This window comes from Paraburkholderia solitsugae, assembly GCF_013177695.1.
Taxonomy (GTDB): Bacteria; Pseudomonadota; Gammaproteobacteria; order Burkholderiales; family Burkholderiaceae; genus Paraburkholderia; species Paraburkholderia solitsugae.
On the sequence record NZ_WOEY01000120.1, the window covers coordinates 1 to 26680 of the forward strand.

The 26680-nt window shown below is 62.5% G+C and carries 23 protein-coding genes and 1 pseudogene; 11 read left to right on the forward strand and 13 right to left on the reverse strand.

The window, feature by feature from the left end; all coding sequences use genetic code 11:
• The coding region (locus tag GNZ12_RS30225) for an AI-2E family transporter (RefSeq protein WP_235993927.1) at window positions 1-1041 on the forward strand (1041 nt) is incomplete at its 5' end.
• A 45-nt stretch (window positions 1042-1086) separates the two neighbouring features.
• Here GNZ12_RS30225 and GNZ12_RS30230 read toward each other — a convergent pair.
• Together GNZ12_RS30230 and GNZ12_RS30235 are read right to left on the reverse strand one after the other, a co-directional pair.
• Window positions 1087-1947, reverse strand: coding sequence for an alpha/beta hydrolase (locus tag GNZ12_RS30230; protein WP_172315802.1), 861 nt, complete (start codon window positions 1945-1947; stop codon window positions 1087-1089).
• A 209-nt stretch (window positions 1948-2156) separates the two neighbouring features.
• A complete protein-coding gene (locus GNZ12_RS30235; RefSeq protein ID WP_172315803.1) occupies window positions 2157-3266 on the reverse strand; it encodes an OpgC domain-containing protein in 1110 nt (369 codons plus the stop codon).
• Window positions 3267-3830: 564 nt separating this feature from the next.
• On the opposite strand from GNZ12_RS30235, the gene GNZ12_RS30240 reads away from it, so the two are divergent.
• Window positions 3831-5003, forward strand: a complete 1173-nt coding sequence (locus GNZ12_RS30240; RefSeq protein WP_172315804.1) for a porin — start codon at window positions 3831-3833, stop codon at window positions 5001-5003.
• A 50-nt stretch (window positions 5004-5053) separates the two neighbouring features.
• Here GNZ12_RS30240 and GNZ12_RS30245 read toward each other — a convergent pair whose 3' ends face one another.
• Entirely contained in the window at window positions 5054-5353 is a 300-nt protein-coding gene (locus GNZ12_RS30245) for a hypothetical protein (RefSeq protein ID WP_216673425.1), read from the reverse strand.
• 346 nt (window positions 5354-5699) lie between these two features.
• Window positions 5700-6287: an NUDIX domain-containing protein gene (locus GNZ12_RS30250; protein WP_172315806.1), complete on the reverse strand. Its 588-nt coding sequence runs from the start codon at window positions 6285-6287 to the stop codon at window positions 5700-5702.
• A 123-nt stretch (window positions 6288-6410) separates the two neighbouring features.
• Between GNZ12_RS30250 and GNZ12_RS30255 the strand changes: the two genes are divergently transcribed.
• The 6 genes from GNZ12_RS30255 (at window position 6411) to GNZ12_RS30280 (ending at window position 14496) form a co-directional block, all read left to right on the forward strand.
• Window positions 6411-7166, forward strand: a complete 756-nt coding sequence (locus tag GNZ12_RS30255) for a DeoR/GlpR family DNA-binding transcription regulator (RefSeq protein ID WP_172315807.1) — start codon at window positions 6411-6413, stop codon at window positions 7164-7166.
• Window positions 7167-7594: 428 nt separating this feature from the next.
• On the forward strand, window positions 7595-10423 hold the full coding sequence (locus GNZ12_RS30260) for a xanthine dehydrogenase family protein molybdopterin-binding subunit (RefSeq protein ID WP_172315808.1): 2829 nt from the start codon (window positions 7595-7597) through the stop codon (window positions 10421-10423).
• Window positions 10420-11151 carry a (2Fe-2S)-binding protein gene (locus tag GNZ12_RS30265; protein WP_172315809.1) on the forward strand — a complete coding sequence of 244 codons (732 nt, stop codon included), beginning with the start codon at window positions 10420-10422 and terminating at the stop codon, window positions 11149-11151. Before GNZ12_RS30260 ends, GNZ12_RS30265 begins: the two co-directional genes overlap by 4 nt.
• Entirely contained in the window at window positions 11148-12410 is a 1263-nt protein-coding gene (locus tag GNZ12_RS30270; protein WP_235993928.1) for a c-type cytochrome, read from the forward strand. The genes GNZ12_RS30265 and GNZ12_RS30270 overlap by 4 nt, the downstream gene beginning before the upstream one ends.
• Before the next feature lie 208 nt (window positions 12411-12618).
• Entirely contained in the window at window positions 12619-13035 is a 417-nt protein-coding gene (locus tag GNZ12_RS30275) for a hypothetical protein (protein WP_172315810.1), read from the forward strand.
• A 525-nt stretch (window positions 13036-13560) separates the two neighbouring features.
• Complete coding sequence (locus GNZ12_RS30280) at window positions 13561-14496, forward strand: peptidoglycan DD-metalloendopeptidase family protein (RefSeq protein WP_407947741.1); 936 nt, start codon at window positions 13561-13563, stop codon at window positions 14494-14496.
• Window positions 14497-14659: 163 nt separating this feature from the next.
• Here GNZ12_RS30280 and GNZ12_RS30285 read toward each other — a convergent pair whose 3' ends face one another.
• Window positions 14660-15478 (reverse strand): alpha/beta fold hydrolase, encoded by an 819-nt coding sequence (locus tag GNZ12_RS30285; protein WP_172315824.1) that lies wholly within the window; start codon window positions 15476-15478, stop codon window positions 14660-14662.
• Between the two features lie 458 nt (window positions 15479-15936).
• The gene (locus tag GNZ12_RS30290; protein ID WP_172315812.1) at window positions 15937-16335 is read right to left on the reverse strand and encodes a hypothetical protein; all 399 of its coding nucleotides are present in this window, start codon (window positions 16333-16335) and stop codon (window positions 15937-15939) included.
• Between the two features lie 445 nt (window positions 16336-16780).
• Here GNZ12_RS30290 and GNZ12_RS30295 point away from each other — a divergent pair, with 445 nt between their 5' ends.
• The 3 genes from GNZ12_RS30295 to GNZ12_RS30305 are packed head-to-tail and all read left to right on the forward strand — an operon-like array spanning window position 16781 to window position 20774.
• Complete coding sequence (locus GNZ12_RS30295; protein ID WP_172315813.1) at window positions 16781-17236, forward strand: (2Fe-2S)-binding protein; 456 nt, start codon at window positions 16781-16783, stop codon at window positions 17234-17236.
• A 1-nt stretch (window position 17237) separates the two neighbouring features.
• Window positions 17238-19481: a xanthine dehydrogenase family protein molybdopterin-binding subunit gene (locus GNZ12_RS30300; RefSeq protein WP_172315814.1), complete on the forward strand. Its 2244-nt coding sequence runs from the start codon at window positions 17238-17240 to the stop codon at window positions 19479-19481.
• Between the two features lie 12 nt (window positions 19482-19493).
• Window positions 19494-20774 carry a cytochrome c gene (locus tag GNZ12_RS30305; protein WP_172315815.1) on the forward strand — a complete coding sequence of 427 codons (1281 nt, stop codon included), beginning with the start codon at window positions 19494-19496 and terminating at the stop codon, window positions 20772-20774.
• A 75-nt stretch (window positions 20775-20849) separates the two neighbouring features.
• Here the strand turns inward: GNZ12_RS30305 and GNZ12_RS30310 are convergent, their stop codons facing one another.
• From GNZ12_RS30310 to GNZ12_RS30340, 7 genes and pseudogenes are all read right to left on the reverse strand, one after another.
• On the reverse strand, window positions 20850-21506 hold the full coding sequence (locus tag GNZ12_RS30310; protein WP_172315816.1) for an amino acid ABC transporter permease: 657 nt from the start codon (window positions 21504-21506) through the stop codon (window positions 20850-20852).
• Window positions 21507-21508: 2 nt separating this feature from the next.
• Window positions 21509-22261 (reverse strand): amino acid ABC transporter permease, encoded by a 753-nt coding sequence (locus tag GNZ12_RS30315; protein ID WP_172315817.1) that lies wholly within the window; start codon window positions 22259-22261, stop codon window positions 21509-21511.
• 118 nt (window positions 22262-22379) lie between these two features.
• Complete coding sequence (locus GNZ12_RS30320) at window positions 22380-23204, reverse strand: transporter substrate-binding domain-containing protein (protein ID WP_172315818.1); 825 nt, start codon at window positions 23202-23204, stop codon at window positions 22380-22382.
• Between the two features lie 103 nt (window positions 23205-23307).
• Window positions 23308-24381 carry an ABC transporter ATP-binding protein gene (locus GNZ12_RS30325; RefSeq protein ID WP_172315819.1) on the reverse strand — a complete coding sequence of 358 codons (1074 nt, stop codon included), beginning with the start codon at window positions 24379-24381 and terminating at the stop codon, window positions 23308-23310.
• 49 nt (window positions 24382-24430) lie between these two features.
• Window positions 24431-25321, reverse strand: coding sequence for an ABC transporter permease (locus GNZ12_RS30330; protein WP_172315820.1), 891 nt, complete (start codon window positions 25319-25321; stop codon window positions 24431-24433).
• A complete protein-coding gene (locus tag GNZ12_RS30335; RefSeq protein ID WP_172315821.1) occupies window positions 25318-26301 on the reverse strand; it encodes an ABC transporter permease in 984 nt (327 codons plus the stop codon). The genes GNZ12_RS30330 and GNZ12_RS30335 overlap by 4 nt, the downstream gene beginning before the upstream one ends.
• Window positions 26298-26680, reverse strand: a pseudogene (locus tag GNZ12_RS30340) (ABC transporter substrate-binding protein); the annotation flags it as partial. The pseudogene GNZ12_RS30340 and the gene GNZ12_RS30335, both read right to left, overlap by 4 nt.

A 26680-nucleotide genomic window follows, 5' to 3' on the forward strand; every position in this document is an offset into this window, starting at 1 on the left:
CCGCCTGATTGCCTGAAAAAGCAGAAGGCGGCGTCTCTCGTCCTGTACATCGCACTTGTGTTGCTGGCGCTGTGGGTCGTGCGCGATTTCATCGCGGTGGTAGCGTGGGCCGGCGTCATCGCGATTGCCTTGTGGCCGCTTGTGAAAAAGGTGGAGCGCAACCGCTGGTTCACTGGCCGTACGACGCTGATCGCCGCGGTGCTGACGCTCGTAGTCGCGTTGCTGGTGGTGCTGCCGGTCGGTATCGGTATTGTCCAGGCGCTGCACGAAGCCCATGACATGAATGACTGGTTCAACACCGCGCAGGAAAACGGTATTCCGATGCCAGACATCATCGAGCGCTTGCCGTTCGGCGTGCAACAGATTTCAGCCTGGTGGCAGGCCAATCTCGCTCAGCCGCTGCGCGACTCGGCGGCAATGAAAGGGCTGCACAGCACCACGGTGATGACCCTCGGCCGCCATTTCGGCGCGCGCGCGGCGCACGGCGTGATGGTGTTCGCCTTCATGCTGATCACGCTGTTCGTGATCTTTCAGGCGGGGCCGCGTGTGTCCGGCTCGCTGATGAAAGGCGCACGACGCGGCTTCGGCGACGACGGTGCGCAACTGCTCGAGCGCATGGCGGCGGCAGTACGTGGCACGGTGTCGGGGCTGGTGGTGGTCGGGCTCGGCGAGGGGGTGTTGTTGGGCGTCGCCTACTTTGTGACCGGCTTGCCGCACGTCGCGCTGCTTGCGTTCATCACGGCGATCGCCGCGATGCTGCCGTTCTGCGCACCGGTTACGTTCGGCCTCGCGGCCTTGTGGCTGTTTTCGCAAGGCTCGGTTGCCGGGGCCATCGGGCTTGCGGTGTTCGGCTCAGTCGTGGTGTTCGTCGCCGAGCATTTCGTGCGGCCGGTGCTGATCGGCAACTCGACGCGATTGCCCTTCCTGCTGGTGCTATTCGGCATTCTCGGCGGGGCGGAGACGTTCGGTTTGCTCGGCCTCTTCATCGGCCCCGCGCTCATGACTGTGCTGGTGGTGCTGTGGACCGATCTCGTGCAATAGTTGCACGCAATTTTCCGGCGCAATCAGGACTGCTGATTCGCCGGCTCACTTGTCCTGATCGCGCGCCGACTGTTTAACGCAGCCCAGCGTATATTTCAGCGCGGCGGGCAGCAGCGCGCTCCAGACATCCCAGGTGTGGCCGCCGTCGATGATGCGCAGCGCCGCCGGATTCCCCGCCAGCCGAAGATGCGTATAAAGCGATGACGCATCGGCCTGGATCGTGAGGTCGTCGTCGCCGGCGGCGATGAACATCGGCAGGCGGTACGGCCGGCTCATGTACCGCTCCCATTGCGCCGGATAGTTGAGCGCATGCCAGACGTGCGGATCAAACTGCCGGTCGCCGAACACGCCGACGCGGCGCGCCGCCGAGGCGAGCGGCGGCTCGTTCGCATAGATCGCGGGGCTTAGCAGGAGCGCGCCGCAAAAGAGCTCGGGTTGCGTCATGGCGTAGCGCAGTGCACCGAACCCGCCCATCGACACGCCACCGATCATCCGCCCGCCGCGCTGCGTCGCGACCGCGTAGTGCGTTTCGATCTCGGGCAGCAGATCGTCGAAGAACGCTGTCTCCATCTTCTCCTTGCGATCGACGTACCAGTCCGTCCCGCCTTGCGGCATCACGATCGCGACCGGCGGCATTTCTTTGCGCTCGATCAGCGCGTCGGCGGTGGTCTGCAGGTGGCCCTGCGTGAGCCAGTCGTTGGCGTCGCCGTTATTGCCGTGCAGGAGGTAGAGCACGGGAATGCGTGCGGCGTCGTGGCGATAGCCGGTGGGCAGATAGATCGTGTAGGCCCAGTCGCGGCCAAGCGCTTCGGAATGGAAGCTTCGGCTGATGACGGTGCTGGCGCTCGCCGACGCACCGACAGCGGCGCATAGCGCGAGGAGTGCGGAATGTAGGAATAGACGCATTTCAAAGTAGGAGGCCGCCGCGCAGGTCGTGCGCGGCTGTCATGCTATAAGTATCGGCAGTGGAAATCGGCAAGCGGCAGCGGCGGTAAGCGGCAACGCGGTAACTCGTTAGGCACGCAAGCGACAGGCGGCAAACAGCAAACAGCAAGCGAAGACACAGCAAGCGGAGACACAGCGAAAGCTCGCGCACGCATGCGCACACCACTCACTCAGGGCGACGTTCCAAGACGCGAACTCCACAGATGCGTCATGAAGCGCTTGAGCGGCTCCGACGCCCTGGCGACGGCGAACAGCGCGCCGACCGCACAGGCATCCGCCACCAGTCCGAGGGGATAGTTCAGATAGCCGTCGGTCGCGGCATACAGCACCGAATCGACGACCAGCGAAATCACGGCGCCCGCGATGAAGCACAGCAGTCCTTTGCGGCCGATCATGCCGACCCACGGCGCCCATTGAGCGAGATTCCTCGCCCAGCCGAGTTTGATCAGGTTCGCGACGAGCCACGCAATCGCGAGAAAATTGACAGCGCGCAGGTAAGAGAGGTTTTGTTTGAAGCTGCCATCGAGCGGCTCGCGTTCAATAAACAGCTTGTAGTAGGCCGCGGCAGCCACCACGGCGAACGCCAGCAAGCTGACCAGCCAGCCGAGACGGTGTGCACTGATCCGCTGATAAACCGGCTGGCAACGTGCCAGCACGCCGAGCACGAACAACAACTGCCAGGCAAACGGGTTGAAATCCCAGTGCATGTCCGGCGCGGCGGGCAGGTAGGCGTTGACAGCCGGTGCACCGGCCCACAGCGCGACACTGCCGGCCAGCAGCAGCCACGGCTTGCTGCGCGCGAGCGGCAGGATCATCGGCACCAGCAGCGCGAAGAACGCGTACATCGGCAACACGGAAGCGAGATACGGCTGACGGCGGAAAAGCAGGATGTCGCGCAGGGCGGCCACGGGGGCGTCCATCAGATCGTCGAGATCGGTGGTGGCGAGATTCGGGCCGTCGATACTGAACGCGGTCAGCACCGCGCTGACCAGCAACATCAAGCCGGCCGTGATGAGGAACGCACGATAGATTTCGAGCGAGCGCCGCAGGAAGCGGCTGCGCGCGGTCGCCTCGTTACGCCGTTCGGCGAGCGCTGCGTAGGCGGTGGCGGTGGCGAAGCCACCGAGGAACACGAAGACCTCAGCCGCGTCGCACAGCGCATACGCATGCAGCGTGACGCGCGACAGAATGCTGCCGCCGATGTGATCGACAACGATGATCAGGAGGACGAGCCCGCGAAAAAAATCGAGTTCGATCAAGCGGGATTGCGACTTTTGCATTGTGTGGCGCCAAAAGCAGCCCCGTGCGACGGCGCGCTAGTCCAGCGCGGCAGGCGTCTCACCAAGCTTTTTGAAATTGGATTGGGTGTTGCGGCGGACGACCGCCCCGCGGATGCGCGACCCGTGGGGCGGCCATCCGCGGGGCGGCCATCCGCGTCGCCGCTCGAACCGGCCATGCGAGGCGCGGTTGCAGCGGCCAGTAAAAATGACCCGTTTGACGGCGCGGAGTTCCGCTGCGGCGCCGCAAAAGCTTTCAATTATATTTCTTTCCATGACAAAACCGCTACGGGGTGTGCAGGGCCGGCGCCGCCCATGCGACAGCCGGCTTAAGTCCGGGCGGTGCGGTGCCGTTTACCTGAATAAGCGTCGCGAAAGAAGGGGCTGCCCTACGCAGTGGAGATTTCGCAACGTTTTGAGATATGCGCACGACACCCGATGGACGGCGACGCAACGGCGTGTGAGGATTTCCTTAAAGCGCGTCGGGGTCAAAAAACGCCTCGACTAGCGTCAAAAAGAAAGCGGTCGGATCGAGTTGCCCCATTACTCGAGCTCAGGGAGATCATCATGAACAAGCAAGTGTTCGCGCTGGCTGTCTCCACCGCTTTGTCCGCCGCTTCGCTTGCCATTTTCTCCCCGCCTGCTTTCGCCCAGACGAGTGTGTCGCTCTATGGCGTGCTCGATGAAGGCATCAACTACACCAACAATGTCGGCCGCGGCCATGTCTATGAGCTCGCGAGCGGCGATGCGCAAGGCAGCCGCTGGGGCTTGAGGGGCGCCGAGGATCTGGGTGGCGGCCTGAAGGCGATCTTCCAGCTGGAAAACGGCTTCGACGTCAGTTCCGGGCGGCTTAACCAGGGCGGCCGGATGTTCGGCCGCCAGGCGTTCGTCGGCTTGAGCTCGGAGCCATACGGCACATTGACGTTCGGCCGCCAGTACGACTCGGTGGTCGACTTTCTGGCGCCGACGACGGCCAACGGCAACTGGGCCGGTTCACTGTTCTCGCATCCGTACGATAACGACAACACCGACAACTCATTCCGCCTCGACAACAGCGTCAAGTACACCAGCCCGTCGCTCTCGGGCTTCCAGTTCGGCGGCGTCTACAGCTTCAGCAACGACACCAACTTTGCCAACAATCGCGCGTACAGTTTCGGCGGCCAGTACACCTATGGCGGACTGCTGGTGGCCGCGGCGTATCTGCAGGCCGACAACCCCGGCAACGGCTCAAACGGCGCGATCACCGCGAACGACGCCAGCTTTATCGCCGCCCGCATGCGCGTGTTCGGCGGCGGCATTACTTATACCTTCGGCCCGGCCACAGCCGGCTTCGTGTACACCAACTCGAACTACCTGGACCCGACCGGCAACGGCTATCTCGGCGTGATGCCGCTTGCGCCACCGGGCGTGTTGTTGAATTCGCTGAAGTATCAGAACTTCGAGGTGAACGGCAAATATCAGATTTCGCCGATGCTGTTTGTCGGCGCGCAGTACGTCTACACGATGGAAACTTACGACGCCTCGAGCGGCGGCGTGAAGCCGAAGATTCATTCGTTCGGCCTGATGGCAGACTACAACCTGTCCAAACGCACCGATGTCTACATCCAGGGCGAATACCAGCAGGTGACCGGCGACTCCACCTATTCGATTCTGGACGATGCCTTCACGGTCGGCACCCAGTCGCCGTCATCGACGTCGAAGCAGGTCGTGGTGCGCGCGGCGATACGGCATAAGTTCTAGGGGCGGCGGCAGGGCGTGCCGGCCGTGGGTTTCTGGCGGGCACGGCCGGTTCAGTTCATCACGTAGTTCTGAATCAGAATCCCAATGACCACGCCGGCGGGAATGCCGAAGGTTCTGCCGCGAATGGTCGCGCTCAGATCTTCATCGAGTACGAAGCTGCAACGGCGTTCACGCCAGACGGTCTTATAGGCCAATGGCTTTGCATCGACGATGACGATTGAAATGAGCGCGGTCAGGATGACCTGTTCCAAAGCATGCAGCTTCGCTATGAACGGCGAAAATTCACCGGCGTTGCACAGCAACACCATTACGACTGCAGCGACCACGGTGCCGAAAAAGAAGCCACCCATGAATCTGTTCGCTGAATTAAGAGAATCCACTTAAACCTCAAATCATCCGCCGGCTTGATCAAGCTGACGAAGTAAAAAAATATACTGACGGAAAGGATTGTTCCGTTTAAAGACTTGCAACGCTTTGACTGCGAGGCAGCCTTCAAAAGGACCCGTAAGGATATTTTTTTGACGTTCTTCAACATATCGTCCCTTTCCTAAAATCGCGTGAGACTAGTCCGAAATGTTTGGCCCGCGGACAGGCCCCGGACAGAACAGCCGTAGCGGCAGCCGGGCGCCCGCCGTACTCCGCATAAGCGCCCATGCCTGTCACGGCGGTCCGGTCGAGTGACCGGCGAGCTGCCGCTTATGCGGCGAGCAGGTTCAACTTCGCGTACTGCAACAACATGATCGTCTTCCCGTCGACGATCTCGCCGCGCTCGACCATCGCCAGTGCTTCGTCCACCGGCAGTTCCAGCACCTCGATATCTTCGCCTTCGTCGGCAATCCCGCCGCCCGCGCCGACCTTTGCCACCGCATCGTATTCCGCGACGAAAAAGTGCAGCTTTTCCGTCACCGAACCCGGGCTCATGAAAGCTTCGAATACCTTGCGCACCTCATGCACGCGATAGCCGGTTTCCTCTTCGACTTCGGCGCGAATCCGTTCCTCTGGCGAGGCTGCCTCCAGCAGACCCGCCGGCGCTTCGATCAGCATGCCGTGATGGCCATTGACGAAGGCCGGCAGACGGAATTGCCGTGTCAGCACCACCGTGCGGCGGCGCGCGTCGTACAGCAGCAGCGTCGCGCCGTTGCCGCGATCATAGGTTTCACGGCTCTGGCGCTGCCAACTGCCGTCCGCGCGTTGGTAGTCGAAGGTGGTTTTCTTCAGCACGTACCAGTCGTCCGATAGCACTTTCACGTCGACAATCCGTACCCGCCCGGCGATTTCGTTCATGGCTCGCATCCTGTCCTGTTGGGAAACGCGGTCTGCACCGCATGCAATTCATGGTATCGTGCAGTCTCGTGCAAAAACAAGAAATTTCGTGCAAATCGCCAGATTGCTTTCAGGACCGTCGCCGTGCTCACATCGCAAAGAAAACAGTTGATCCTTGAGGTGCTCAGGCGTGATGGCCAGGTGATCGCCAAAACGCTGAGCGTGGAGTTCGACGTCTCCGAGGACACCATCCGTCGCGACTTGCGCGAACTCGCCGCCGAGGGGCAGCTTCAGCGCGTGCATGGCGGTGCGTTGCCGGCGTCGCCGGCGGCAGTGGATTTCGCCGGACGCGAGCGCATCGAATCGGCATCGAAAGCGGCGATCGGCCGGGCGGCAGCGGGCATGATCGCGCGCGGGCAGATTGCGTTCATCGACGGCGGCACGACTGCCGTGCAACTGGCGCGTCACCTGCCGCGCGACTTACGGGCGACGATCGTCACACACAGCCCGAGCATCGCCGTCGAACTGGCGGAGCACACTGAGCTCGAGGTCATCATGATCGGCGGGCGCCTGTTCCGGCATTCGATGGTCAACGTGGGCGCTGCCGCTATTGAGGCACTCAGCCACATTCGCGCCGACCTCTACTTCATGGGCGTGACCGGCATACATCCGCAAGCGGGCCTGAGCACCGGCGATATGGAGGAGGCCTACATTAAACGCGCACTCGCGGAACATGCGGCTGAGACGGTGGTGCTGGCATCGGCGGAAAAATTCAATGCGGCCTCAGCGTACAAGATTGCGGACGTGACTGCGGCAAGCACGCTCGTCGTCGAGCGGAACACGCCGGAGGCGCATACCGCTCCGTTCGAGGCATTGGGCATCACGATCTTGCGTGCTTAGTTTTGCGTTATAACCTCGCCACCATAACACTTCATCACAATCTCGCGTGCTTGGCTAAGCGTTATAAACTCGCTTTGATAGCGGTCCATACCCGATCCGTTATTTCCGAGATAGAAGACAAAAAATGACGCACCGCGTGTCTAAACAGCGAGATAATCCGGCCCCTTGCCCTCTGTAGGGCAGGAAGAGGCAACTCACGGCAGTTCAAGGTAAATCAGATCGACTGCGACATCGCCGACGTGATGTCCGCTGCACGTCGCCGGCATGCCCGGGCGCACGTAAGCGCCCGCGGTTCGAACACCTCCCTCGTGGTTAACAGCAGTTCAGCGCAGGTCCGCCGCGTGTAATCTAGTGTGCGGCCGCGCCGGCCTGTGTTCCGCGTCCGTCCTGCTATCGGGTTGCCGCTGTGTTCACTAAAGGAGAAGTCCATGGGGAAACTCGACCTTTCGCGTCGTAGTTTTCTGAAGGCCAGCGTGTTGGCGGGTGTGTCGGTGTATATCGCGCCGATGGGCAGCCGCGCATTTGCTGCGTTGTTCGAAGACAAAATTCTGACACCGGTGCAGTGGGACGCCGCCAACGGTCAGGCGAAATTCCGCATCGACGGGATCGCCAAAGTGACCGGCTCGAAAGTGTTCGCGCGCGACGTCCGCGCCACCGACATGCCGCACTGGCCACAGCAGCAGTCGCACGCTTTCATCCTGCGCACGACGCAAGCCGACCGCAGCTACGAAGGCTTCGATCTCTCGCTGCTCGGCGACGAACTGAAGCCTGACCGCGTAGTGACGGCGGACGATCTGACGCGCGACGGCCTGATCTTCCCGGCCTTCTACGGCGACGACATGTTGCTGCCGCCGGGCAAGACGCCCGCGTATCTCGGCCAGGCGGTCGCGATCCTGATCTATCACGACTTCGCGCGCTTCCGCTTCGCGAAAGACAAACTGAAGTTCCAGGATCAGATCATCCGTTATGGCACGCAAACCGGGCCGCTCGAACGCGACCCGTGGGGCACGTTCCGCTTCGTGCGCGTCGGCGGCAAGACGCCCTATGACGACGATATCTTCTCCAGCCTGAAAGACGCGCCGGTGTTCCCGAGCATGATGCGTAAGCACCAGCCGGTGTGGCCGGACGGTGTCGAACACGGCAAGCTCGACGAGCAGGGCATGTTCCATGCCGGAGAGATCCAGCAGGAACTGGATCATCCGTCGGCGGACTGGCTTGTGATGGAGCGCGAGTACAACACGCAGTCGATCGACACGGCCGCGCTCGAACCCGACAACGCGAACTGCTGGTATGACGCCGCGACGCAATCGCTGCATATGGTTGTGCCGACTCAGGCGCCGTCCGAGGTCGCGGACAGCGCCGCCGGCATGGTCGCGAAGTGCGCGTTCCCGGTGAAGAACCTGTTCATTCATCCGTGCTACACCGTCGGCTATGGATCGAAGGACCACTTCAACGTGCCGTTCTACGGCCTCGTTTGCGCGATGTATGCGGACGGCCGTCCGGTGCGTCTCGCCAACGATCGCTACGAGCAGTTCCAGACGTCCTTGAAACGCCACGCGTTCAAGATGAACTACCGGATCGCGGTCGACAAGAACACGGGTCTGCTGCAATCGTTCAAGGCCGCGATGGAAGCGAACGGCGGCGGTCGTTGCAACTTCTCGCCGTCGGTGGCGATGGTCGGCGCGACGGCTGCGCAATCGATCTATTACTTTCCGAAGAACGATCTCTCGGCCGTGGCGATCGCCTCGCGCGCGATCGACGCCGGTTCGGCACGCGGCTACGGCACGCTGCAGAGCATGGCCGCGACCGAAATGATGATCGATGAAATGGCCGCGCAGCTGAATGTCGATCCGATCGACTTCCGCCTGAAAAACGCGCTGCGTTCGGGCATGAAGAACACCCAGGGCGCTGTGCCCGCAGGCGCGATTCGTGTCGACGATGTGTTGCAGAAGGCGAAGGTTCATCCGCTGTGGGTGAATCGCGCGAAGCGCAAAGCGGAGTTCGAAGGGGCGCATCCGGGCACGCGTTACGGTGTTGGTTTTGCCTGTGTGCAAAAGGACTTCGGCACGGGCGCGGAGACTTCGTTTGCGAAGGTCGAGTTCAGCGCCGACGGCAAGATCAGCCTGCAACATACGGCTGCCGAAATCGGCACCGGCATGTCGACCTCGCAGGCGGTCGCGGTTGCGAAGTGGCTCGGCATGCCGGCCACCGACGTGCATGTCGCGATCACCGATTGGCCCGATCTGCCGGTCGTCACGAGCGGCGATCCGTACATGATGTCCCAAGCGGACCAGGACAAGCTGGCCGCGAATCCGCGCTGGTCGCCGGGTTATGCGTCGCCTTCGAGCGCGACGAATTCGGCGTTCTACTTCACGCACAGCACGCGTGAAGCAGCACGGGTCGTTTTCTCGCGCGGCTTGTGGCCGGCAGCGATGGCGATCTGGAGCCAGGGTGGTGGCGGTGGCCAAGCCGCGCCGCTGGTGGTGCGCATCGAGGACGCGCGTTGGGTCGACGGCAAGCTGTCCGCGGCGGGGCTCGAAGCGCTGCCGTTCGAACAGCTCGCGAAGAAGGCGCACGAGTTGGGTCTGGTAACGGGCGCGACGGTGCACGTATTCAATCGCTGGCAATGGACCGAGTCGGACTTCGAGATCGACGGCAGCGTCGAGCGTCTGCCGCTCGATGGCCTCGCGCTTCGATATGGCGACAACGCTTCGGCCGATAAAAAGAAACTGCAAACCACGGCGAACCATTACCGCGTGCTTGATCGTCAGCGCGTGTTCTATCCGCCGGTTCAGCGCAACAACGCGGCGGTCACGTACTACAGCGCGGTCGGCACCCTGGTCGAATTGTCGGTACATGAAGCGAGCGGCAAGGTGAATGTGCTCGCGCATCACTCGATCATGGAATGCGGCAATCAGCTTTCGCCGCAACTCGTGTCGGGCCAGCTGCAAGGCGGCCTCGCGATGGGTATCGGCCACGCATTGCACGAGTATCTGCCGCTCTATGAAGACGGCCCCGGCAACGGCACGTGGAACTTCAATCGCTACCAGTTGCCGCGCGCAACGGACGTCGCCGTCTGGACCCAGACTGGGGAAGTGCTGCCGCCGCTGACCGATACCGATCCGCCGAAGGGCATCGCCGAAGTGGTGATGATTCCGGTGGTCGGCGCCATCGTGAACGGTATCGCGCACGCGATCGGACATCGCTTTACCGACCTGCCGGTGACCCCGCAACATATTCAGAAGGTGCTCGCATGACGGCCCCCACTCAAACTCCCGCCAGCGCCGCGAGCGGCGTTAACCCGGCCAGCGCCGTTGCTGCTTCAGGCACTGTCGCCGCTGCTTCCAGCTCTTCCGGTGCCTCTGCTGCCGCTGCCGCGTCCGCCGGCGTTCCTGCCAGCGCGCCGGCCGCAACGGTGGTCGAGCGTCCGTTGACGCATTTCCGCACGCTGCCGGTGTCGGTCAAGGTGAACGGCGAGATCGTCGGCCCGACCGACGTGCCCGCCGGTCTGATGATGATCGATTACCTGCACGAGTATCTGCACCTGACCGGCTCGCGCCTCGGTTGCGGTCAGGGCATCTGCCACGCGTGCGTCGTGATCGTCGACAAGCCGGACGGCACCAGCGAAGAAGTGCGCACCTGCATTACGGGCGCGAATTTCTTCAATGGCAAAACCATCCGCACGATCGAAGGCCACGCGAAGCGCAACGAAGCGGGCGAGGTCGTCGAACTGTCGCCGATCCAGCAGAAGTTTCTCGAGCACTTCAGTTTTCAGTGCGGCTACTGTACGCCCGGTTTCGTCAATGCGGCGACGGTGCTGATCGAACGTCTGAAGCGTCAGCCGATCGCCAAAGACAAGGTCGAGCAAACCATCACCGAAGCGCTGAACGACCATATCTGCCGTTGCACGGGCTACGTGCGCTACTACGAAGCCGTGAAGGACGTTGTGATGACGACGCCCGGCCTCGTAAAGGACGCCGCATGATGAGCCCCTCGATGAATGTGCGTCGTGCGCTGCTGTTGCTTGGCACGGCTGCTTTGCTAAGCGCTTGCGGCAAACAGGACAACTCCGTCGCAGCGATGCAGGCCGCCGCCGCAATGGGCCCGCAATCCACCGCCGCCGATCCGCTCGCGCGCGGCCGTTACCTCGTCAAAGCGGCCGACTGCGCCGCCTGCCACACGACGTCGGATGGCGCGCCGTTCGCTGGCGGCGTGAAGCTGGCCTCGCCGTTCGGCACGTTCTACGGCACCAATATCACGCCGGACAAGGACCACGGTATCGGCAACTGGAGCGCGGACGATCTGTACAAGGCGCTGCACGACGGCGTCACGCCGACCAAGCAGTTATATCCGGCCATGCCGTACACGTCCTACCGCCAACTGTCGCGCGCGGATAGCGATGCGATCTACGCGTATCTGATGGCGCAGAAACCGGCAGCTGTCGCGAACCACGAACCGGAGTTGTCGTTCCCGTTCAACATGCGTTTTGGCGTGCGCTTCTGGAACTGGGTGTTCCTGAAGGACACGTTGCCGGACGCATCGACAGGGCAATCCGCCGACTGGAATCGCGGCCGTTATCTGGCGAGCGCGCTCGGCCACTGCGCCGAATGCCATACGCCGCGTGGCAAGTTCGGTCAGCTCGATGGGGCGAAGCCGCTGACGGGCGCGGCGCTTGGCCGGATCGCCGCACCGGACATCACGCCGCATGGTTTGGCGGGGCGTGGCTGGACGGCGGCTGATCTGCAGACGTTCTTCGCCACCGGCATCGCGCCGCAAGGTTCGGCCTTCGGCGAGATGTATCCGGTCGTGCATCTGAGCAGCCAGTACATGACGCATGACGATCTGCGTGCGATGTCGACGTACCTGCTCGGCGATCGGGCGCCGGCGCCGCAACCGTTGCAATCGGTCTCCGCCGATGCCGCGCAACTCGAGGCGGGGCGCAATGTGTATCTCGCGGTGTGTGCCGGCTGTCACGGCCTGGGCGGTGAGGGCAAGCCGCACGTCGCGGTGCCGATGCACGGCAATTCGACAGTGCGTCAAAGCGATGCGCACAACCTGATCGTGGCGATGCTCGACGGCATTGGCGCGCAGGATTTCCCAGGCATCGAGCGGATGCAGGACATGCCGGGCTTCGCCACGCAACTCAGTGACACGGAACTCGCGCAGCTCGCGAATTATCTGCGCGCGACGTATGGCGGCCAGCCTGCCGACGTGACGGCGGATGCGGTGAAAGCATTGCGATGAAACATGCCATGCGTCGGGGCGCTGCAAGTTTGGCGTCAGGCGTTATGTGAGGAAGAGCCGGTGCCGTCAAAGGTGCCGGCTTTTTTATGCGTGGGTGGCTAATGAACTCACGCGTCATGGCTTGCTCAAACGGTATCGCGCCGCTGCCGCCCGGCGGCGCGCGCTACGTTTCGCCGTAGACCAATCTGATGCCCCTCACGGAGACTTCATGAGTAATCTCGCAACGCAGACTCTTCCTTATCATAGTGACCCTCATTCGCTGGGCGCGCCGCTGGCTTGCGTACAGGGCACGATCAGCAAGGTGTTCCTCAGTCCGGAATTTCACCACGCCGCCAATCACCAGCAATTCGTCATCAAGATCGACACGGTCGTGAAGTTCGAAGGCGGAACGCAGAACCTGGTCGGCACCGAAGTATTCGTCGCCGTGCGCTACGGTGATAGCGAAGGGCTCGCGCAGGAAATCCCCGGACTGCAGGTCGGGCAGCCGATCGAGGTGCAAGGCGAATACATCGCCGAAGCCAGCGCCTATCCCACCGCCGACAACCAAAACCCCGTTCTGCCGGTGCTGCACTTCACCCATCACCCGGTTGGCTACGTGCAGTATCAAGGTCATACCTACAGCTAGGTCAAGCCGGTCGCTGCGAGCCGGGCGGGCGCACGCACGTCTGTCCGTCCGCTCGCCTGCGCATTTCCCCATCCTCACTCATCGTCTCGAGTACCGGTAATTCAAGTTTTGGCGGCGCTTTGCCGTTAAAGCAAACGTTGCCGTCCGATCATCCGGCGGCGCAACCGTTTACGGGCCTTTGCTGGTTGCACACGCAACCGTGTCTGCAACACCGCGCGTAAGGTTTGTATCAAAACGTGTGGGGCGGGACGTTTTTTGCAAAACGCACTTTACAATTCCGCGTGAATTTTAATCGGCAATCTGGCCCTTTTCGTTGAAGATCGCCTGTTATAGGGCATCCGGGCTTCCGGTGTCCGAGTATCCGGCAAGGCGAAAGGGATTGGGTTGGACGGCAGGGCAAGAGTGGGCGCCGCACGAGGCGGCCTCGCTGTGTCGCGAAAGAAAGCAGCGCTTCGTCAGAATGCGCGCATCGCACGCGACAGGGCAGCACTCGACCTGCCAATAAAAAAGCAGGAGTCGAACATGTTGGGAAAGCGTTTCGACAGAACAATGATGGCCAGTCTGGCTGGCGTGTGGGTCGCGCTGGCGGTCAGCGGTTGTGCGAATGTGGGACAGCAGGGCGCGCAAACTGGCGCGGCATCGGCTGCGTCCGGTGTACCGGCAGTGGCTGCAGCGCCGGCTTCCGATGCAATCGCAGGCCCGTCGGCGCAGCTCAGCGCTGACGACGGCACACCGCTTAAAAAGGCGCCGCCCTTGGTGTATCGCGTCAAGCGTGGCGACACGTTGGCGCGCATCGCGCAGCATCATCATTGCAGTGTCAAGCAGTTGCAGGCGTGGAATGGCCTCAAGTCTTCCTCGCGGTTGAAACACGGACAGGTGCTGCGCGTCGCTTCGCCGGAAACGGTGCGGGCGGTTAATGCGGCCAATGCGGCAGCCAACGCGGCAGCCGCAGCTGCGAAAGCTGCCACAGGGTCCGCACCGCCTGTTCCGCTCGCCGCGCAGGCATCGGCCCAGTCCCCTGCGCAATCACCCGCACCCAGCGCCGCCGAGGTGCGCGAAGTCGCGCGGGAGACTTCCCGGCATGCGAACGGCGTGTCGCTGGCATGGCCCGCGGGTGGCAGCGTCGTCGAAGCTTTCCAGCCAGGCGAAACGCGCGGCATCGAAATCGGCGGCAAGCCGGGCGATCCGGTGCGGGCCGCGGCCGACGGCAAGGTGATGTATGCCGGCACGGGTCTGAATGGCTACGGCAGTCTGATCATCGTCCAGCACAACAAGGACTTTTTGACTGCCTACTCGCATAACCGCAAGCTGCTGGTCAAAATCGGCGACATCGTGCGGCAAGGACAGCAGATTGCCGAGATGGGCGATGAAAATAACTCGCGCGTCTCCGTGGGCTTCGAGCTGCGCCGCGACGGCAAGCCGATCGATCCGATGCCGTATTTGCCGCAGGGCCGTGGCTAGGCCTGCGGTTAAGCCTGCGGTTAGGCACTAGCCGGAGATTTTTCGTCCCCTCTATACAAGCAGCGGTCCCGGTCAATCATTGGCCGGGACCGCTGCTTTGTCACATCCATGCATCCGGAGCATCGTGTTTCGGTAAGGAACCGATCGGCAATCGGCTGCGCCTTCAATCGAACCACCGCAACGCCGCCGCGACGATCGCTTCGGGTGCATCTTCCTGCAGCAGATGACCGGCCTTAGGCACTGCCTGAAAGCGCGCCTCGGGTATGACCGCCGCCAGTTGCCGGCCGCGTTCGAGCGGAATCCACTGGTCGTCTTCGCCCCACAGGATTTGCGTCGGGCAACGCATCTGCGAATAACGTGTTTCGACCGCGTCGGTGTAGCGCTGATCCATTTGCGCGATCTGGCGGTAGAACGCCGCTTGTCCCGTTGCGCCGAGCCACGGCGTCACATAAGGCGCGAGTTCCTCGTCCGGAATGTCGCGAGCGATGGCGCCGCGCACGTAGGCCTTCACCACCGCTTCGTGGATAGTCGGTGGTAGACCAGCGAAGGCTGCGCCGTGTTCGCGCACGTGCTGCACGAACGGTGAACCCCATGGTGCGATGGCGACCGGATCGATCAGCGTGAGGCTGCGATAGTCGCACCCGTCAATCAGATGCGCGCGCAAGGCAGTCGCGCCGCCGAAATCGTGTGCGATGATGTCCGGATTCGTCAGTTGCCAATGCGCGAGCAATTCCGCCAGCAGCACGTTCTGCACGCCGAGCGAGACGTCCTGGGCGTCGCGTTGCTCGGATTGGCCATAGCCAAGCAGATCGTAGTAATACACGGTGCGAACTTGCGCGAGATGCGGGGCGATGCGATGCCACACATACGAAGAAAACGGTGTGCCATGAACCAGCACCAGCGGCGGGCCGTCGCCGGTCACGCGAAAACGCACGGTTTGATTACGGAACGTATAGCTTTCGGGAAGCGGCCAGTTTTGCATGGTGATGAGTATCACGAGAAAGTCTGCTTACCTTAGCAGGGCGCGCCAAAGCGCGCTGACCGGCTTGTCGTCGCATCATCGGAAAGCCTCCCGCAAAAGCTCACCTTTGATTTAGTCAGCAAAGCCAGGCAAATTCAAAAGATTGCGACTCGCGGCGTCGCCGGATTGAACGGTGAGCTACGCAGATAGAGCAGACTGTTACGAAACGAGCATAAATCACCTTGAAATAAGGTGTTTTTGTGTTGGCTGGATTCGGGAAGCCTGGTAATCGTAGAGGACGCGTCGATTCGGTGTTCGACGGGGCGACGCGTAATCGATCGAAATGCGCGCGTGGCAATGGTGAGCGAATTCGGGAGCCGAAGTCTCAATCATCACTGGACGCCGTGCTGCCGTGTTCAACCACGGCGACGACGCCCAGCTAACGCCAACGAAGCCAAGGCGAAGTCACGCGCCGCCCGCTACTTCGCTTCAGCGCTACGCAGCAATTGCGAGACTTGCCCGTGGTGGTGCAGGATCGCCGGGTCGGCTTGCAGGAGCGGCAAGTAGCGCGGCAGGAACGCGTTGTTGGGTTGCTCGGGAGAAAAGAGGCCGGTGACGGCTTCCGCTGCGGCGAGCCGATCGGCGGCGTCCGCTTCCTTGTCGTCGAGAATCTCGTCGACGTTTGCAATCACCGTGGAGAGCGGCGTGAGCCAGCGGAACGCCGAGCCGTTGATAAGCACTTGCAGGAAGGCCGCCGGCGTCACGGGGCCGAATTCCTTTTCGTACGTCGCGCGTTCGTGGTCGAGAATCGCCTTATGCAGCGCCAATAGCGGTCTGCGGATTTCCGAGAGGAATTGAGTGCATTGCTGGTCGTTCATCTTGCCGCTCCTTCGGATAGTCATGCCGGATCAAACCGGGCGATCAGGTGAAGCCAGATCCATGCTAACAAAATCGCTCGAGGATGCCTCAATAAGAATGAGGCGAGTACGCGAAGCGCGCCGCCTCAAATCAATACGACAATGGTAACGCATTGATTTGAATATCGTTTCACTTCCGGAAAGGGCTGCGGCCGAGTCTTTTTTGTCATACGGACACCCTGCGGACATGGGCACGCTGTCGGCGAACTTCTTAATCCACGGCTACAATTTCCAGGTCCCTTCCAGCGCACTCGCGCTACGCATCATCTACTGCACGCATTGAACTGTAGCCGCATTCCGTATTAGCACGGCTTGTCGAATAAACACGGCAAGTCTTTGCGTTTTGGTTCGACGTCTCTGTCTAAACAGCCACCTGATAAACAATAAACCCCACTCGGAGCCGCCCATGACAACGTTTAACATCAACGGCCAGACTCATACGGTCGACGCACCGCCGGACATGCCTCTGCTGTGGGTCTTACGTGACCTGGTCGGCTTGACCGGCACCAAGTTCGGTTGCGGCATTGCCCAATGCGGCGCGTGCACCGTGCATCTCGATGGCGTCGCGGTGCGCTCGTGCGTGCTGCCGGCGGCGGCTGTCGGCGACAAGAAAATCACCACCATCGAAGCGGTCGGCACCACGCCGGCCGGGCAGAAGGTGCAGCAGGCGTGGCGTCAGCTGGATGTTGTGCAATGCGGCTACTGTCAGTCGGGGCAGATGATGTCGGCGGCTTCGCTGATCGCGAGCAATCCCAATCCGACTGATGCGGATATCGACGCCGCCATGGCCGGCAACATCTGCCGCTGTGGGACATACAACCGCATCCGCGCGGCGATCAAGCAAGCCGCGAAGGGAGCCTGACATGTCCCAGGGATTGCTCGATGCACAAAACGGCGCGCAGCCGTCGAAGGGTGGCGCAGGGAGACTCTCGCGCCGCACCTTTCTGAAGTTTGGCGTGACGATCGGTGCCGCGGCCGGCGGCGGCTTGCTGGTAGGCTTCAGCATGCCGGCCTTCAGTCAGGACCAGAAGGCCGGCAAATCGGTGATCGGCGGCGATGGGGATGAGGCGCCGCAAAACGGCGTGTTCGCGCCGAACGCCTTCATCCAGATCGACACGGCGGGCAAAGTCACGCTGGTGATTCCGAAGGTCGAAATGGGACAGGGCGTCTACACGTCGATCCCGATGCTGATCGCCGAAGAGCTCGAAGTGCCGCTCGACTCGGTCACGCTCGATCACGCGCCGCCGAACGAAAAACTCTTCATGGACCCGCTGCTCGGCGGCCAGCTCACCGGCGGTTCGACGTCGATCCGCTATGCTTGGGAACCGATGCGCCGTGCCGGCGCGACCGCACGCACCATACTGATCAGCGCTGCCGCGCAGCAATGGCAAGTCGATCCGGCAAGCTGTCATGCGCAAGCTGGGCAAGTGATTCATGCGGCCAGCAATCGCAGCATCGGTTACGGACAACTGGTGAACGCCGCGGCGAAACTGCCCGCGCCGCAGAACGTGCCGCTGAAAGACCCGAAAGACTTCAAGCTGATCGGCACCGCGGTGAAGCGCCTCGATTCGCCGGAGAAAGTGGACGGCACCGCCATGTTCGGCCTGGACGTGCGTGTGCCGGACATGGTCTACGCGGCGATCGCGAACTGCCCCGTGTTCGGCGGCACGCTCGCCAGCGTCGACGATACCAACGCGAAGAAGATTCCCGGCGTGCGCCAGATCGTCAAAGTTGATAACGCCGTCGCCGTGATCGGCGATCACACGTGGGCCGCCAAACGCGGTTTGCAGGCGCTGGATATCACATGGAACGAAGGCGCGGGCGCGCAGATAGGAATGAAGCAGATCGTCGACGATCTCGCCAATGCGTCGCAGCGCAACGGTGCGGTGGCGCGCAAAGACGGTGACGTGAACAACGCGTTTTCAAACGCGAAGACACGTGTCGACGCTGTGTATCAGCAACCGTTCCTCGCGCACGCCACGATGGAACCGATCAACTGTACGGTGCATGTGCGGCCCGACGGCTGCGAAATCTGGCTCGGCTCGCAAGTGCCGACGCGGGTAGTGGATGCGGCGGTTGCCGTCACCGGCTTACCCGCGGACAAGATCGTGGTGCACAACCATCTGCTCGGCGGCGGCTTCGGCCGGCGGCTCGAGTTCGACATGGTCACGCAGGCGGTCAAGATCGGCAAACAGGTGTCGACCCCGGTGAAGGTGCTGTGGACGCGTGAAGAAGACATCCAGCACGACATGTACCGGCCGTACTACTACGACAAGATCTCCGCCGGGCTCGATGCGAACGGCAAGCCAATCGCGTGGCAGCATCGGATTGTCGGCTCGTCGATCATGGCGCGCTTTGCGCCGCCGGCCTTCCAGCATGGGCTCGACCCCGATGCCGTGGAAGTGGCTGCAGACCTGCCGTACGACCTGCCGAACCAGCTTGTCGACTATGTGCGCCAGGAACCGCATGCTGTTCCCACCGCATTCTGGCGCGGCGTGGGACCGACGCGCGGCACCTTCGTGGTCGAGAGTTTCATCGACGAACTCGCCGCGCAGGCGAAAGTCGATCCGGTCAAATACCGCCAGGATCTGCTGGGCAAAACGCCGCGCGCGCTGAACGTGCTCAATACCGCCACGCAGGCGGCGAACTGGGGCAGCGCGGTGCCAAAGGGGCAAGGGCGCGGTGTCTCGGTGATGCATGCGTTCGGCAGCTTCTTCTCGATCGTTGTCGACGTCGCGGTCGATCAGGGTGAGGTGGCTGTCAAGCGTGTCGTGTGCGCGGTCGATTGCGGGATGGTGGTGAATCCGAACACGATCGAAGCGCAGGTGCAAGGCGGCATCATCTTCGGCATCACGGCCGCGCTCTATAGCGAGATCACGATCAAGAACGGCCGCGTGGAGCAGAACAACTTCACCGACTACCGGATGCTGCGGATCGATCAAACACCGCCTATCGAGGTGCACATCGTGAAGAGCAGCGAGGCGCCAGGCGGCATCGGCGAACCGGGTACGGCGGCGCTCGCGCCCGCTCTGACGAACGCGATTTACGCGGCCACCGGCAAGCGGCTGCGGCAATTGCCGGTCGGCAGTCAACTGCAAACCGCCTGACGGGAGCCCATCATGAAAAACACATTCAAGGGTTTCGGTGCGGCGCTGTGCGTGGCATTGCCGTTCCTGATGCAAACTCTGGCGCAAGCGGCGGATCAGGCGCTGGTGCAGCGCGGCGCCTATCTGGCGAAGATCGGCGATTGCGTCGCTTGCCATACAGCGCCGAAAGGCAAACCGTTCGCGGGTGGCCTGCCGATGACCACGCCCATGGGCCAGATCTATACCACCAACATCACGCCGGATCAGCAAACCGGCATCGGCACTTACACGGAAGAGGACTTTGCGAAAGCGATGCGCGAAGGCGTCGCGAAAGACGGTCACAACCTGTATCCGGCGATGCCGTATCCGTCGTATGGGAAGGTCAACGACGACGACATGAAGGCGCTGTACGCGTACTTCATGAGCGGCGTGGCGCCGGTGCAGCAGGCGAACCGCGAGCCGGACATCAAATGGCCGTTGAACATGCGCTGGCCGTTGATGTTCTGGAACATGGTGTTCCTGGAGAAGGGCGTCTATCAGGATAAGCCAGGCAAAGATGTTGCGTGGAATCGTGGCGCGTACCTGATTCAGGGCCTGGGGCACTGCGGCTCGTGTCATACGCCGCGCGGCATCGCGTTTCAGGAGAAGGCGCTCAATGAAAGCGGCAGCGCGTTCCTGACCGGCGGGTTGCTCGACGGCTGGTTCGCGGCGAACCTGACCGGTGAGCACAATGTCGGCCTCGGTCGCTGGAACGATCAGGACCTGCAGGCGTTTCTGAAGACCGGCGCCAATCGCCATGCATCGGCGTTCGGTTCGATGACCAGTGTGATCAACAACAGCACGCAGGGCATGAACGATACCGACATCGCCGCGATGTCCACGTACCTGAAGTCGCTACCGCCGGCGGGCGGCAGTGGCGCGCCGCCTTATACGTACGACAGCCAAACGACGAAGGTGTCGCTGAACCGTCCCGCGAACGATGCCGGTGCGCGCGTTTATACGGCGTATTGCATGCACTGCCATGGCGTCGACGGACGCGGCTTTGCGCCGATGCTGGCGCCGCTGGCCGGGAATCCGAACGTGCTCGAGAGGGATCCGTCCTCGCTGATCAACGTGACGCTGAACGGCACGGAGGATCTGGTGATCGGCGGCATTCCCGCGCCGTATCCGATGCCGAAGTACGCGCCGGTGCTCAACGACCAGCAGATCGCCGATGTACTGACCTTCGTGCGGGCCGGTTGGAATAACGGTGGATCGGCGGTCACGGCGGCTGACGTGGCGAAGTTGCGCAAGTCGACCCAGGCGGCTCGCTAGAAACATCGGGCTCACAACGAAAAAGCGGCAACTGTGCAAAACGGTTGCCGCTTTTTTATGGACCCGCAGAAAGCATTAGCGGTGCTGCCCGACCTTAGCCCGTTTCTCCAGCACGCGCGCATACCACGTCAACGGGAAACACATCGCGAAGTAAATCATCGCGACCATGCCGTAGATCGGGAACGGGCGGAATGCGGCGTTCGTGATCATCGTGCCGGTCTTGGTCAATTCCGTGAAGCCGATGATCGACGCAAGCGCCGTGCTTTTCACCACCTGCACGAGAAAGCCGACCGTCGGCGCCACAGCGATCTTCAGCGCCTGCGGCCAGATGATGTAGCGCAATTGCTGGCTGAACGTCATGCCCAGACTCGCCCCCGCGGCCCACTGGCCACGTGGCACGGCTTCGACGCAACCGCGCCAGATATCGGCCAGATACGCGCTGGTATAAAGCGTCAGCGTGACGGCTGCCGCAACCCAGGGCGAAACATCGACACCCAGCAGCGGCAGGCCGAAGAACGCCAGAAACAGCTGCATCAGCAACGGCGTGCCCTGAAATATTTCCACATACACCACAACGATCCGCCGCAGCCAAGGCAAGGGCGATACGCGCATCGCGAGCAGAATCAGCCCGACAACACCGCCGCCGACAAATGCGATCAGCGACAACAACACCGTCCAGCGGGCGGCGAGCAACAGATTGCGGGCGATGTCCCACAGCGTGAATTCGACCATGATCAACGCTCCGTCGGCAGAGTGCGGGCGCCGCGCCACATCAGGCGGGTGCGCCAGTTACGCGGCGCGCTGCCGCTGCTGCCGCCACGCGCCGCGCGGCCCGCGAAGAGGTTGCGGCCGAGCCGGTTCATGAGTTGCCGCAACACGATCGACAACACCAGATACGTTGCGGTGATGATCAGGTAGCTCTCGAATGAGCGGAAGTTGCGCGACTGGATGAAGTTGGCCGCATAGGTCAGATCGGGCACCGAGATCTGCGAGACCACCGCCGAGCCGAGCATCACGATCAGCACCTGGCTTAACAACGCGGGAAATACGTTGGCGATCGCCTGCGGCAGCACGACGTAGCGAAAAACCTGCCGTCCATGCAGGCCGAGTGCTTGCGCCGCCCGCACCTGGCCACGCGGAATCGAATCGATACCGGCGCGCACGATCTCGATCGCGTAGGCGCCGAGATTGACGGTCATCGCCAGAATCGCGGCCTGCACTTCGTCGATATGAATGCCGAGGCTCGGCAAGCCGAAGAAGATGAAGAACAACTGCACGATGAAGGGCGTATTGCGGATCAATTCGACGTAAGTCGCGACCACCCAGCGCGCCCACTTCGGCCCGGCCACCGCGATGCTCGCGCCGCCTATGCCGACGAGACCGCCGAGCACGGTGGAGACGGCGGTGAGCCCCAGGGTGACGGCGACGCCGCGCGCGAGCAACCCCGCATAGAGGCCGAAGCCGCTGAAATCGAACGCATAAGTCATGGCGTGGCGCTCATCGTGAGGTCAAACTCCAGCGCGCGCCCCGAAGGACGTCCCCTGGGGGGCGCCCCGAAGGAGATCCCCTTGGGGGACCGGCTTGGCCAGTCCGCGCAAAAAAGGTTTAGAGGTCGGCCGGCAGCGGCGCACGCAGCCATTTCTGCGAAATCGCGTTCATGGTGCCGTCCTTGCGAGCCTTGGCAATCGTTTCGTCGACTTTCTGCTTCAGACGCGGCTCGTTCTTGTTCAAACCGACGTGGTCCGGCGAGCTGAACAGCGAGAACTTCTGCTCCGGATCGTTCGCCGGATGACGCGCGAGAATGGTTGCGCCGACGTCGTTGCCGACTACCATCAACTGTACCTGACCAGAAAGAAACGCCGAAATTGCGCCGTTAGGATCTTCGAATCTTTTGATGTTCGCCGTGGGCGGTGCGATCTTGGTCACGCTCAAGTCTTCCAGCGTGCCGCGCGCGACCGAAATCGACTTGCCGCCGAGGTCGGCGGCATTCTTCACGGGCAGCGTCTTCGGACCGAAGACGGCGAGGTAGTAGGGCGCGTACGGCTGCGAGAAATCGATCACCTTCTCGCGTTCCGGCGTCTGACCGACTGAAAGCAGCATGTCAGCCTTGTGGTCGGCGAGGTAGGCCATGCGGTTGTCGCCGGTCACCTGCACCAGTTCGACCTTGGCGTTGAGCGCCTTGCCGATCAGGTTGGCGACGTCGATGTCGTAACCCATCGGCTTCATGTCCGGGCCGATCGAGCCGAACGGCGGATAGTCCTCGAATACGCCAATGCGGACCGTGCCGGACTTGGCGATGTTGTCGAGCGCGTCGGCATGTGCGGCCGACGAAAAGGCGCACAGTGCGCCGGCGCCGGTGAAGGCGAGCGTCGCGGCGAGGGTGGCAAAGACGCGGCGTGCGTTCGATTGGGCAACGTGGGGCTGATTCATGGTCTTTCCTCTGTCGAAAACTCGGTCTTGGAATGGGTTGCTGTGAGCGTTCTAGTGCTGTGCTTCAGTGGCGTACCGCAGTGATACGTTTCATCGACGCGTTTCAACGAGCCGCGCGGGCGGCGATCAGTTTGCACGCGTGCGGTGGCAATTCCGCGAGCACTGGCATGCCGAGCGTCAGCCCCGGCGTTTCGCGTGGCGTGGTCGCGGCGGTCAGGGTGAAACCGGCGCAATCGATCGTCGCTTCGAGCGAGGCCCCCACGTCGCGGATAAAAGTCACCGTGCCCGCGAGCCGGTTCGGCCCTGCATCGGAGGACGCCGATTTGACGCACACGTCCTCCGGTCGGATCAGCAGACGGATATCGCTGTTGGACTCCGGCATCCGCGCCGGTTGCGCAACGGCAATGCGCCTTCCACCCGGCAGACTGACGCCGCCCGTGCCATCGTAGGTCACCGGCAGGATGTTGCCGAGCCCAATGAAGTCGGCGACGAATTCGCTGACCGGGTCGCGATAAATATCGAGCGGTTTGCCGACTTGCGCAATCCGGCCTTTCTCCATCACGACGATTTCGTCGGCCATCGTCATGGCTTCGCGCTGGTCGTGCGTCACCATGATCGTCGTGATGCCGAGACGCTGTTGCAGCAGGCGGATCTCGACCTGCATCGCTTCGCGCAGCTTGGCGTCGAGTGCGGAGAGCGGTTCGTCGAGCAGCAGCAGTTTCGGTTGCGATGCGATCGCGCGCGCAATCGCTACGCGTTGCCGCTGGCCGCCGGAGAGTTGCGTGACTGGCCGATTCGCCATATGCGGCAACTGGATCAGTTCCAGCAATTCAGCGACGCGGCGCGCTTGCGCGTCTTTCGCCGTCTTGCGCAGCTTGAGCGGATACGCGACGTTCTGCGCGACCGTCATATGCGGAAACAGCGCGAGCGACTGAAACACCATGCCGAAGTCGCGCTGGTTGGCGGGCCGATGCGTGATGTCGCGGCCGGCAAAGTTGATGCTGCCCGAACTCGGCGTCTCCAACCCGGCGATCATCCGCAAGAGCGTGGTCTTGCCGCAGCCGGACGGCCCGAGAAAGCACACCAGCTTGCCGTCGGGCACGCTCAGATCGACGCTGTCGACGGCATAGGCCGCGTTGAAGCGCTTGGTCACAGCCTGCAAGGTCAGATGGGTCATCGAATGCTCCAGCAAAAAGGCATCAGCGCAGCGCGAATCGAAAGGGTGATCAAAGCGCCACCCCTTCGTCGCCGATCAGCTTTTCGAGCAGCCAGATCAGCGCGAAGTCGATCGCGACGATGAATACGGCGAAACAGAACACGGTCGGATCGAGCGACGACACTGTGCGGCTGTAAAGCCACACCGGCAGCGTCATCGTGTCGATGCCGTAAAGGAAGAAGGTCACCGTGAATTCGTTGAACGAGACGATGAACGCGAACAGCATGCCGGCGAGAATGCCGGGGCGCATGAGCGGCAGGATCACGTCGATCAGCGCGCGGCTCGGGCTCGCGCCCATCACGCAGGCTGCTTCCTCGAACTCCGGGCCGATTGAAGCCACCGACGCCGCGCAATTTTTCACGGTGAACGGCAGCGCCAGAATCACATGCGCGATGATCAGGCGGAACACCCCGAGTTCGACCGGCAGCACGTTGAACACCAGCAACAGCGACAAGCCGAGCATCACCAGCGGATAGACGAGCGGCAACGCCACCAGTTGTTCGACCGCGGGTTTGCCGCGAAAGCGGTAGCGGCTCAGCGCGTAGGCGGCGGGCACCGAGACGAGCGTGGCGATGACCATCGTCGAGAGCGCGACGATCAGGCTCGTGCTGAGCGCGGCGCCCATTGAGAGCGAGTCGCTTGCATCCGGCGAGACGAAGCTGTGCCATGCCGCGCGGTACCAATGCAGGCCGTAGGCGTGCGGCGGAAATTCGAGCGTGTCGGCGGCGCTGAACGACATCGTGATCATCGTCAGGATCGGCAGCGCGGCGAGAAACAGCACGACGGCGGCGAGCAGCGCGGTGGCCTTGCCGAGCTGGCCAGGCATGGTCATCGGCAAACGAGGCAGGCGCGGCGAACGCGGGGGACGCGTCAGGTGTGGAGTCTGGATCGGCGTGCTCATGCGTGAGGCTCCTCGGCAAGGTGTTGCGTACGGCGCACGAGGCGCTGCGACAGCGCCATCACCGTGAGCGTCGCGATCATCAGTACGACGCCCGATGCGGAAGCGGCGGGCCAGTTCAGCAAGGGCGCGACCTGGTCGTGGACCAGCACGGCGAGCATTGGCACGCGGCGTCCGCCGAGCAGCAGGGGCACGGCGAAGGCGCTGGCGTTGTACGCGAACACGAGCAGGGCGCCGGACACGAGACCCGGCATGGCGAGCGGCAGCAACACGTGACGAAGCGTTTGCCAGCGCGTTGCGCCGAGCGTGGCCGCCGCTTCTTCATACGAGCTCGAGACCGCGCGCATCGCACTCGACAACGGCAGCACGGCCAGCGGAAACGCCGTCTGAATCAACCCGAGCAACACGCCGTGTTCGCGATACAGCCACATCACCGGGCGCTCGACGAGGCCGCTTGCAAGCAGCGCGTGATTGAGCAGGCCGGCCGGGCCGAGAATGATCAGCCAGCCATAGCCTTGCAACAGCAGATTGACGAGCAAGGGCAGCAGCACACCCGCCAGCAACAGCCGCCGCGCCAGCCGCGACTTGGTGCGCGCCATCGCCAAGGCGACAGGGATTGCCAGCAGCACGGCGCAAACCATGCTTTGGAACGCGAGCTTCAACGTCAGCCACAACGACTTCAGAAAATAGCCGTCGATGAGATCGGCGTAGTTCTGCAGCGTGAAGCCGTGCCATTCGTTGCCCTGAGTGCCGAAGCTCATACGCAGCACGACGAGCGCTGCTGCGCCGAGTAGGGCAAGAAACAGCAGGATGGGCGCGAGCAGGATCCAGGGCCGCGCTTTCGCGAGCGCCGTGGACGCCGGCTCGTCCGGTGCGCCGGATGGGGCGCCGGGCGTGCCGGAAGCCGCGCCCGACGCGTCACCTGACACAGCGTCCGACGCCGACGAGGCACGCCGCGAAAAGCGCGCGAGCATCGTGGTCATGCCGAGAAAATCTCGGTGTAGCGCTTGATCCACGCCGCTTGCACCGCGGCGAGCGACTTGTCGTCGTGCAAGATCGCTTTCTCAGCGATCTGCTGCGGGCTCGGCACGAACGCGCGGCTCTCGGCGGGAATCACCGCCTTCGAATTAACCGGGCCGTTCAGCACGTCGGCAGCCATGCGGCCTTGCACGCCGGCATCGAGCGAATGATTGATGAAGGCGTGGATCAGATCGCTGTCAGCCGGATGCGACTTGGGGATCACCGTGAACATGAGTTGCGTGGCGAAACCTTCCTTCATGCCGTAGGTCACGCCCATCTTGTACTCGGGCTTGCGGATCTGGTCCGGGAAAAAGGCCGGCGAATAGATGCCGCCGATATCGA

Coding starts and splice junctions, on each gene's coding strand:
- GNZ12_RS30235 (WP_172315803.1), bottom strand. CDS start 3,266: ATGCAAAAGTCGCAATCCCGCTTGATCGAACTCGATTTTTTTCGCGGG.
- GNZ12_RS30325 (WP_172315819.1), bottom strand. CDS start 24,381: ATGACCCATCTGACCTTGCAGGCTGTGACCAAGCGCTTCAACGCGGCC.
- GNZ12_RS30275 (WP_172315810.1), top strand. CDS start 12,619: ATGAGTAATCTCGCAACGCAGACTCTTCCTTATCATAGTGACCCTCAT.
- GNZ12_RS30330 (WP_172315820.1), bottom strand. CDS start 25,321: ATGAGCACGCCGATCCAGACTCCACACCTGACGCGTCCCCCGCGTTCG.
- GNZ12_RS30290 (WP_172315812.1), bottom strand. CDS start 16,335: ATGAACGACCAGCAATGCACTCAATTCCTCTCGGAAATCCGCAGACCG.
- GNZ12_RS30260 (WP_172315808.1), top strand. CDS start 7,595: ATGGGGAAACTCGACCTTTCGCGTCGTAGTTTTCTGAAGGCCAGCGTG.
- GNZ12_RS30265 (WP_172315809.1), top strand. CDS start 10,420: ATGACGGCCCCCACTCAAACTCCCGCCAGCGCCGCGAGCGGCGTTAAC.
- GNZ12_RS30270 (WP_235993928.1), top strand. CDS start 11,148: ATGATGAGCCCCTCGATGAATGTGCGTCGTGCGCTGCTGTTGCTTGGC.
- GNZ12_RS30250 (WP_172315806.1), bottom strand. CDS start 6,287: ATGAACGAAATCGCCGGGCGGGTACGGATTGTCGACGTGAAAGTGCTA.
- GNZ12_RS30320 (WP_172315818.1), bottom strand. CDS start 23,204: ATGAATCAGCCCCACGTTGCCCAATCGAACGCACGCCGCGTCTTTGCC.
- GNZ12_RS30310 (WP_172315816.1), bottom strand. CDS start 21,506: ATGGTCGAATTCACGCTGTGGGACATCGCCCGCAATCTGTTGCTCGCC.
- GNZ12_RS30230 (WP_172315802.1), bottom strand. CDS start 1,947: ATGCGTCTATTCCTACATTCCGCACTCCTCGCGCTATGCGCCGCTGTC.
- GNZ12_RS30295 (WP_172315813.1), top strand. CDS start 16,781: ATGACAACGTTTAACATCAACGGCCAGACTCATACGGTCGACGCACCG.
- GNZ12_RS30245 (WP_216673425.1), bottom strand. CDS start 5,353: ATGGGTGGCTTCTTTTTCGGCACCGTGGTCGCTGCAGTCGTAATGGTG.
- GNZ12_RS30305 (WP_172315815.1), top strand. CDS start 19,494: ATGAAAAACACATTCAAGGGTTTCGGTGCGGCGCTGTGCGTGGCATTG.
- GNZ12_RS30285 (WP_172315824.1), bottom strand. CDS start 15,478: ATGCAAAACTGGCCGCTTCCCGAAAGCTATACGTTCCGTAATCAAACC.
- GNZ12_RS30300 (WP_172315814.1), top strand. CDS start 17,238: ATGTCCCAGGGATTGCTCGATGCACAAAACGGCGCGCAGCCGTCGAAG.
- GNZ12_RS30240 (WP_172315804.1), top strand. CDS start 3,831: ATGAACAAGCAAGTGTTCGCGCTGGCTGTCTCCACCGCTTTGTCCGCC.
- GNZ12_RS30335 (WP_172315821.1), bottom strand. CDS start 26,301: ATGACCACGATGCTCGCGCGCTTTTCGCGGCGTGCCTCGTCGGCGTCG.
- GNZ12_RS30315 (WP_172315817.1), bottom strand. CDS start 22,261: ATGACTTATGCGTTCGATTTCAGCGGCTTCGGCCTCTATGCGGGGTTG.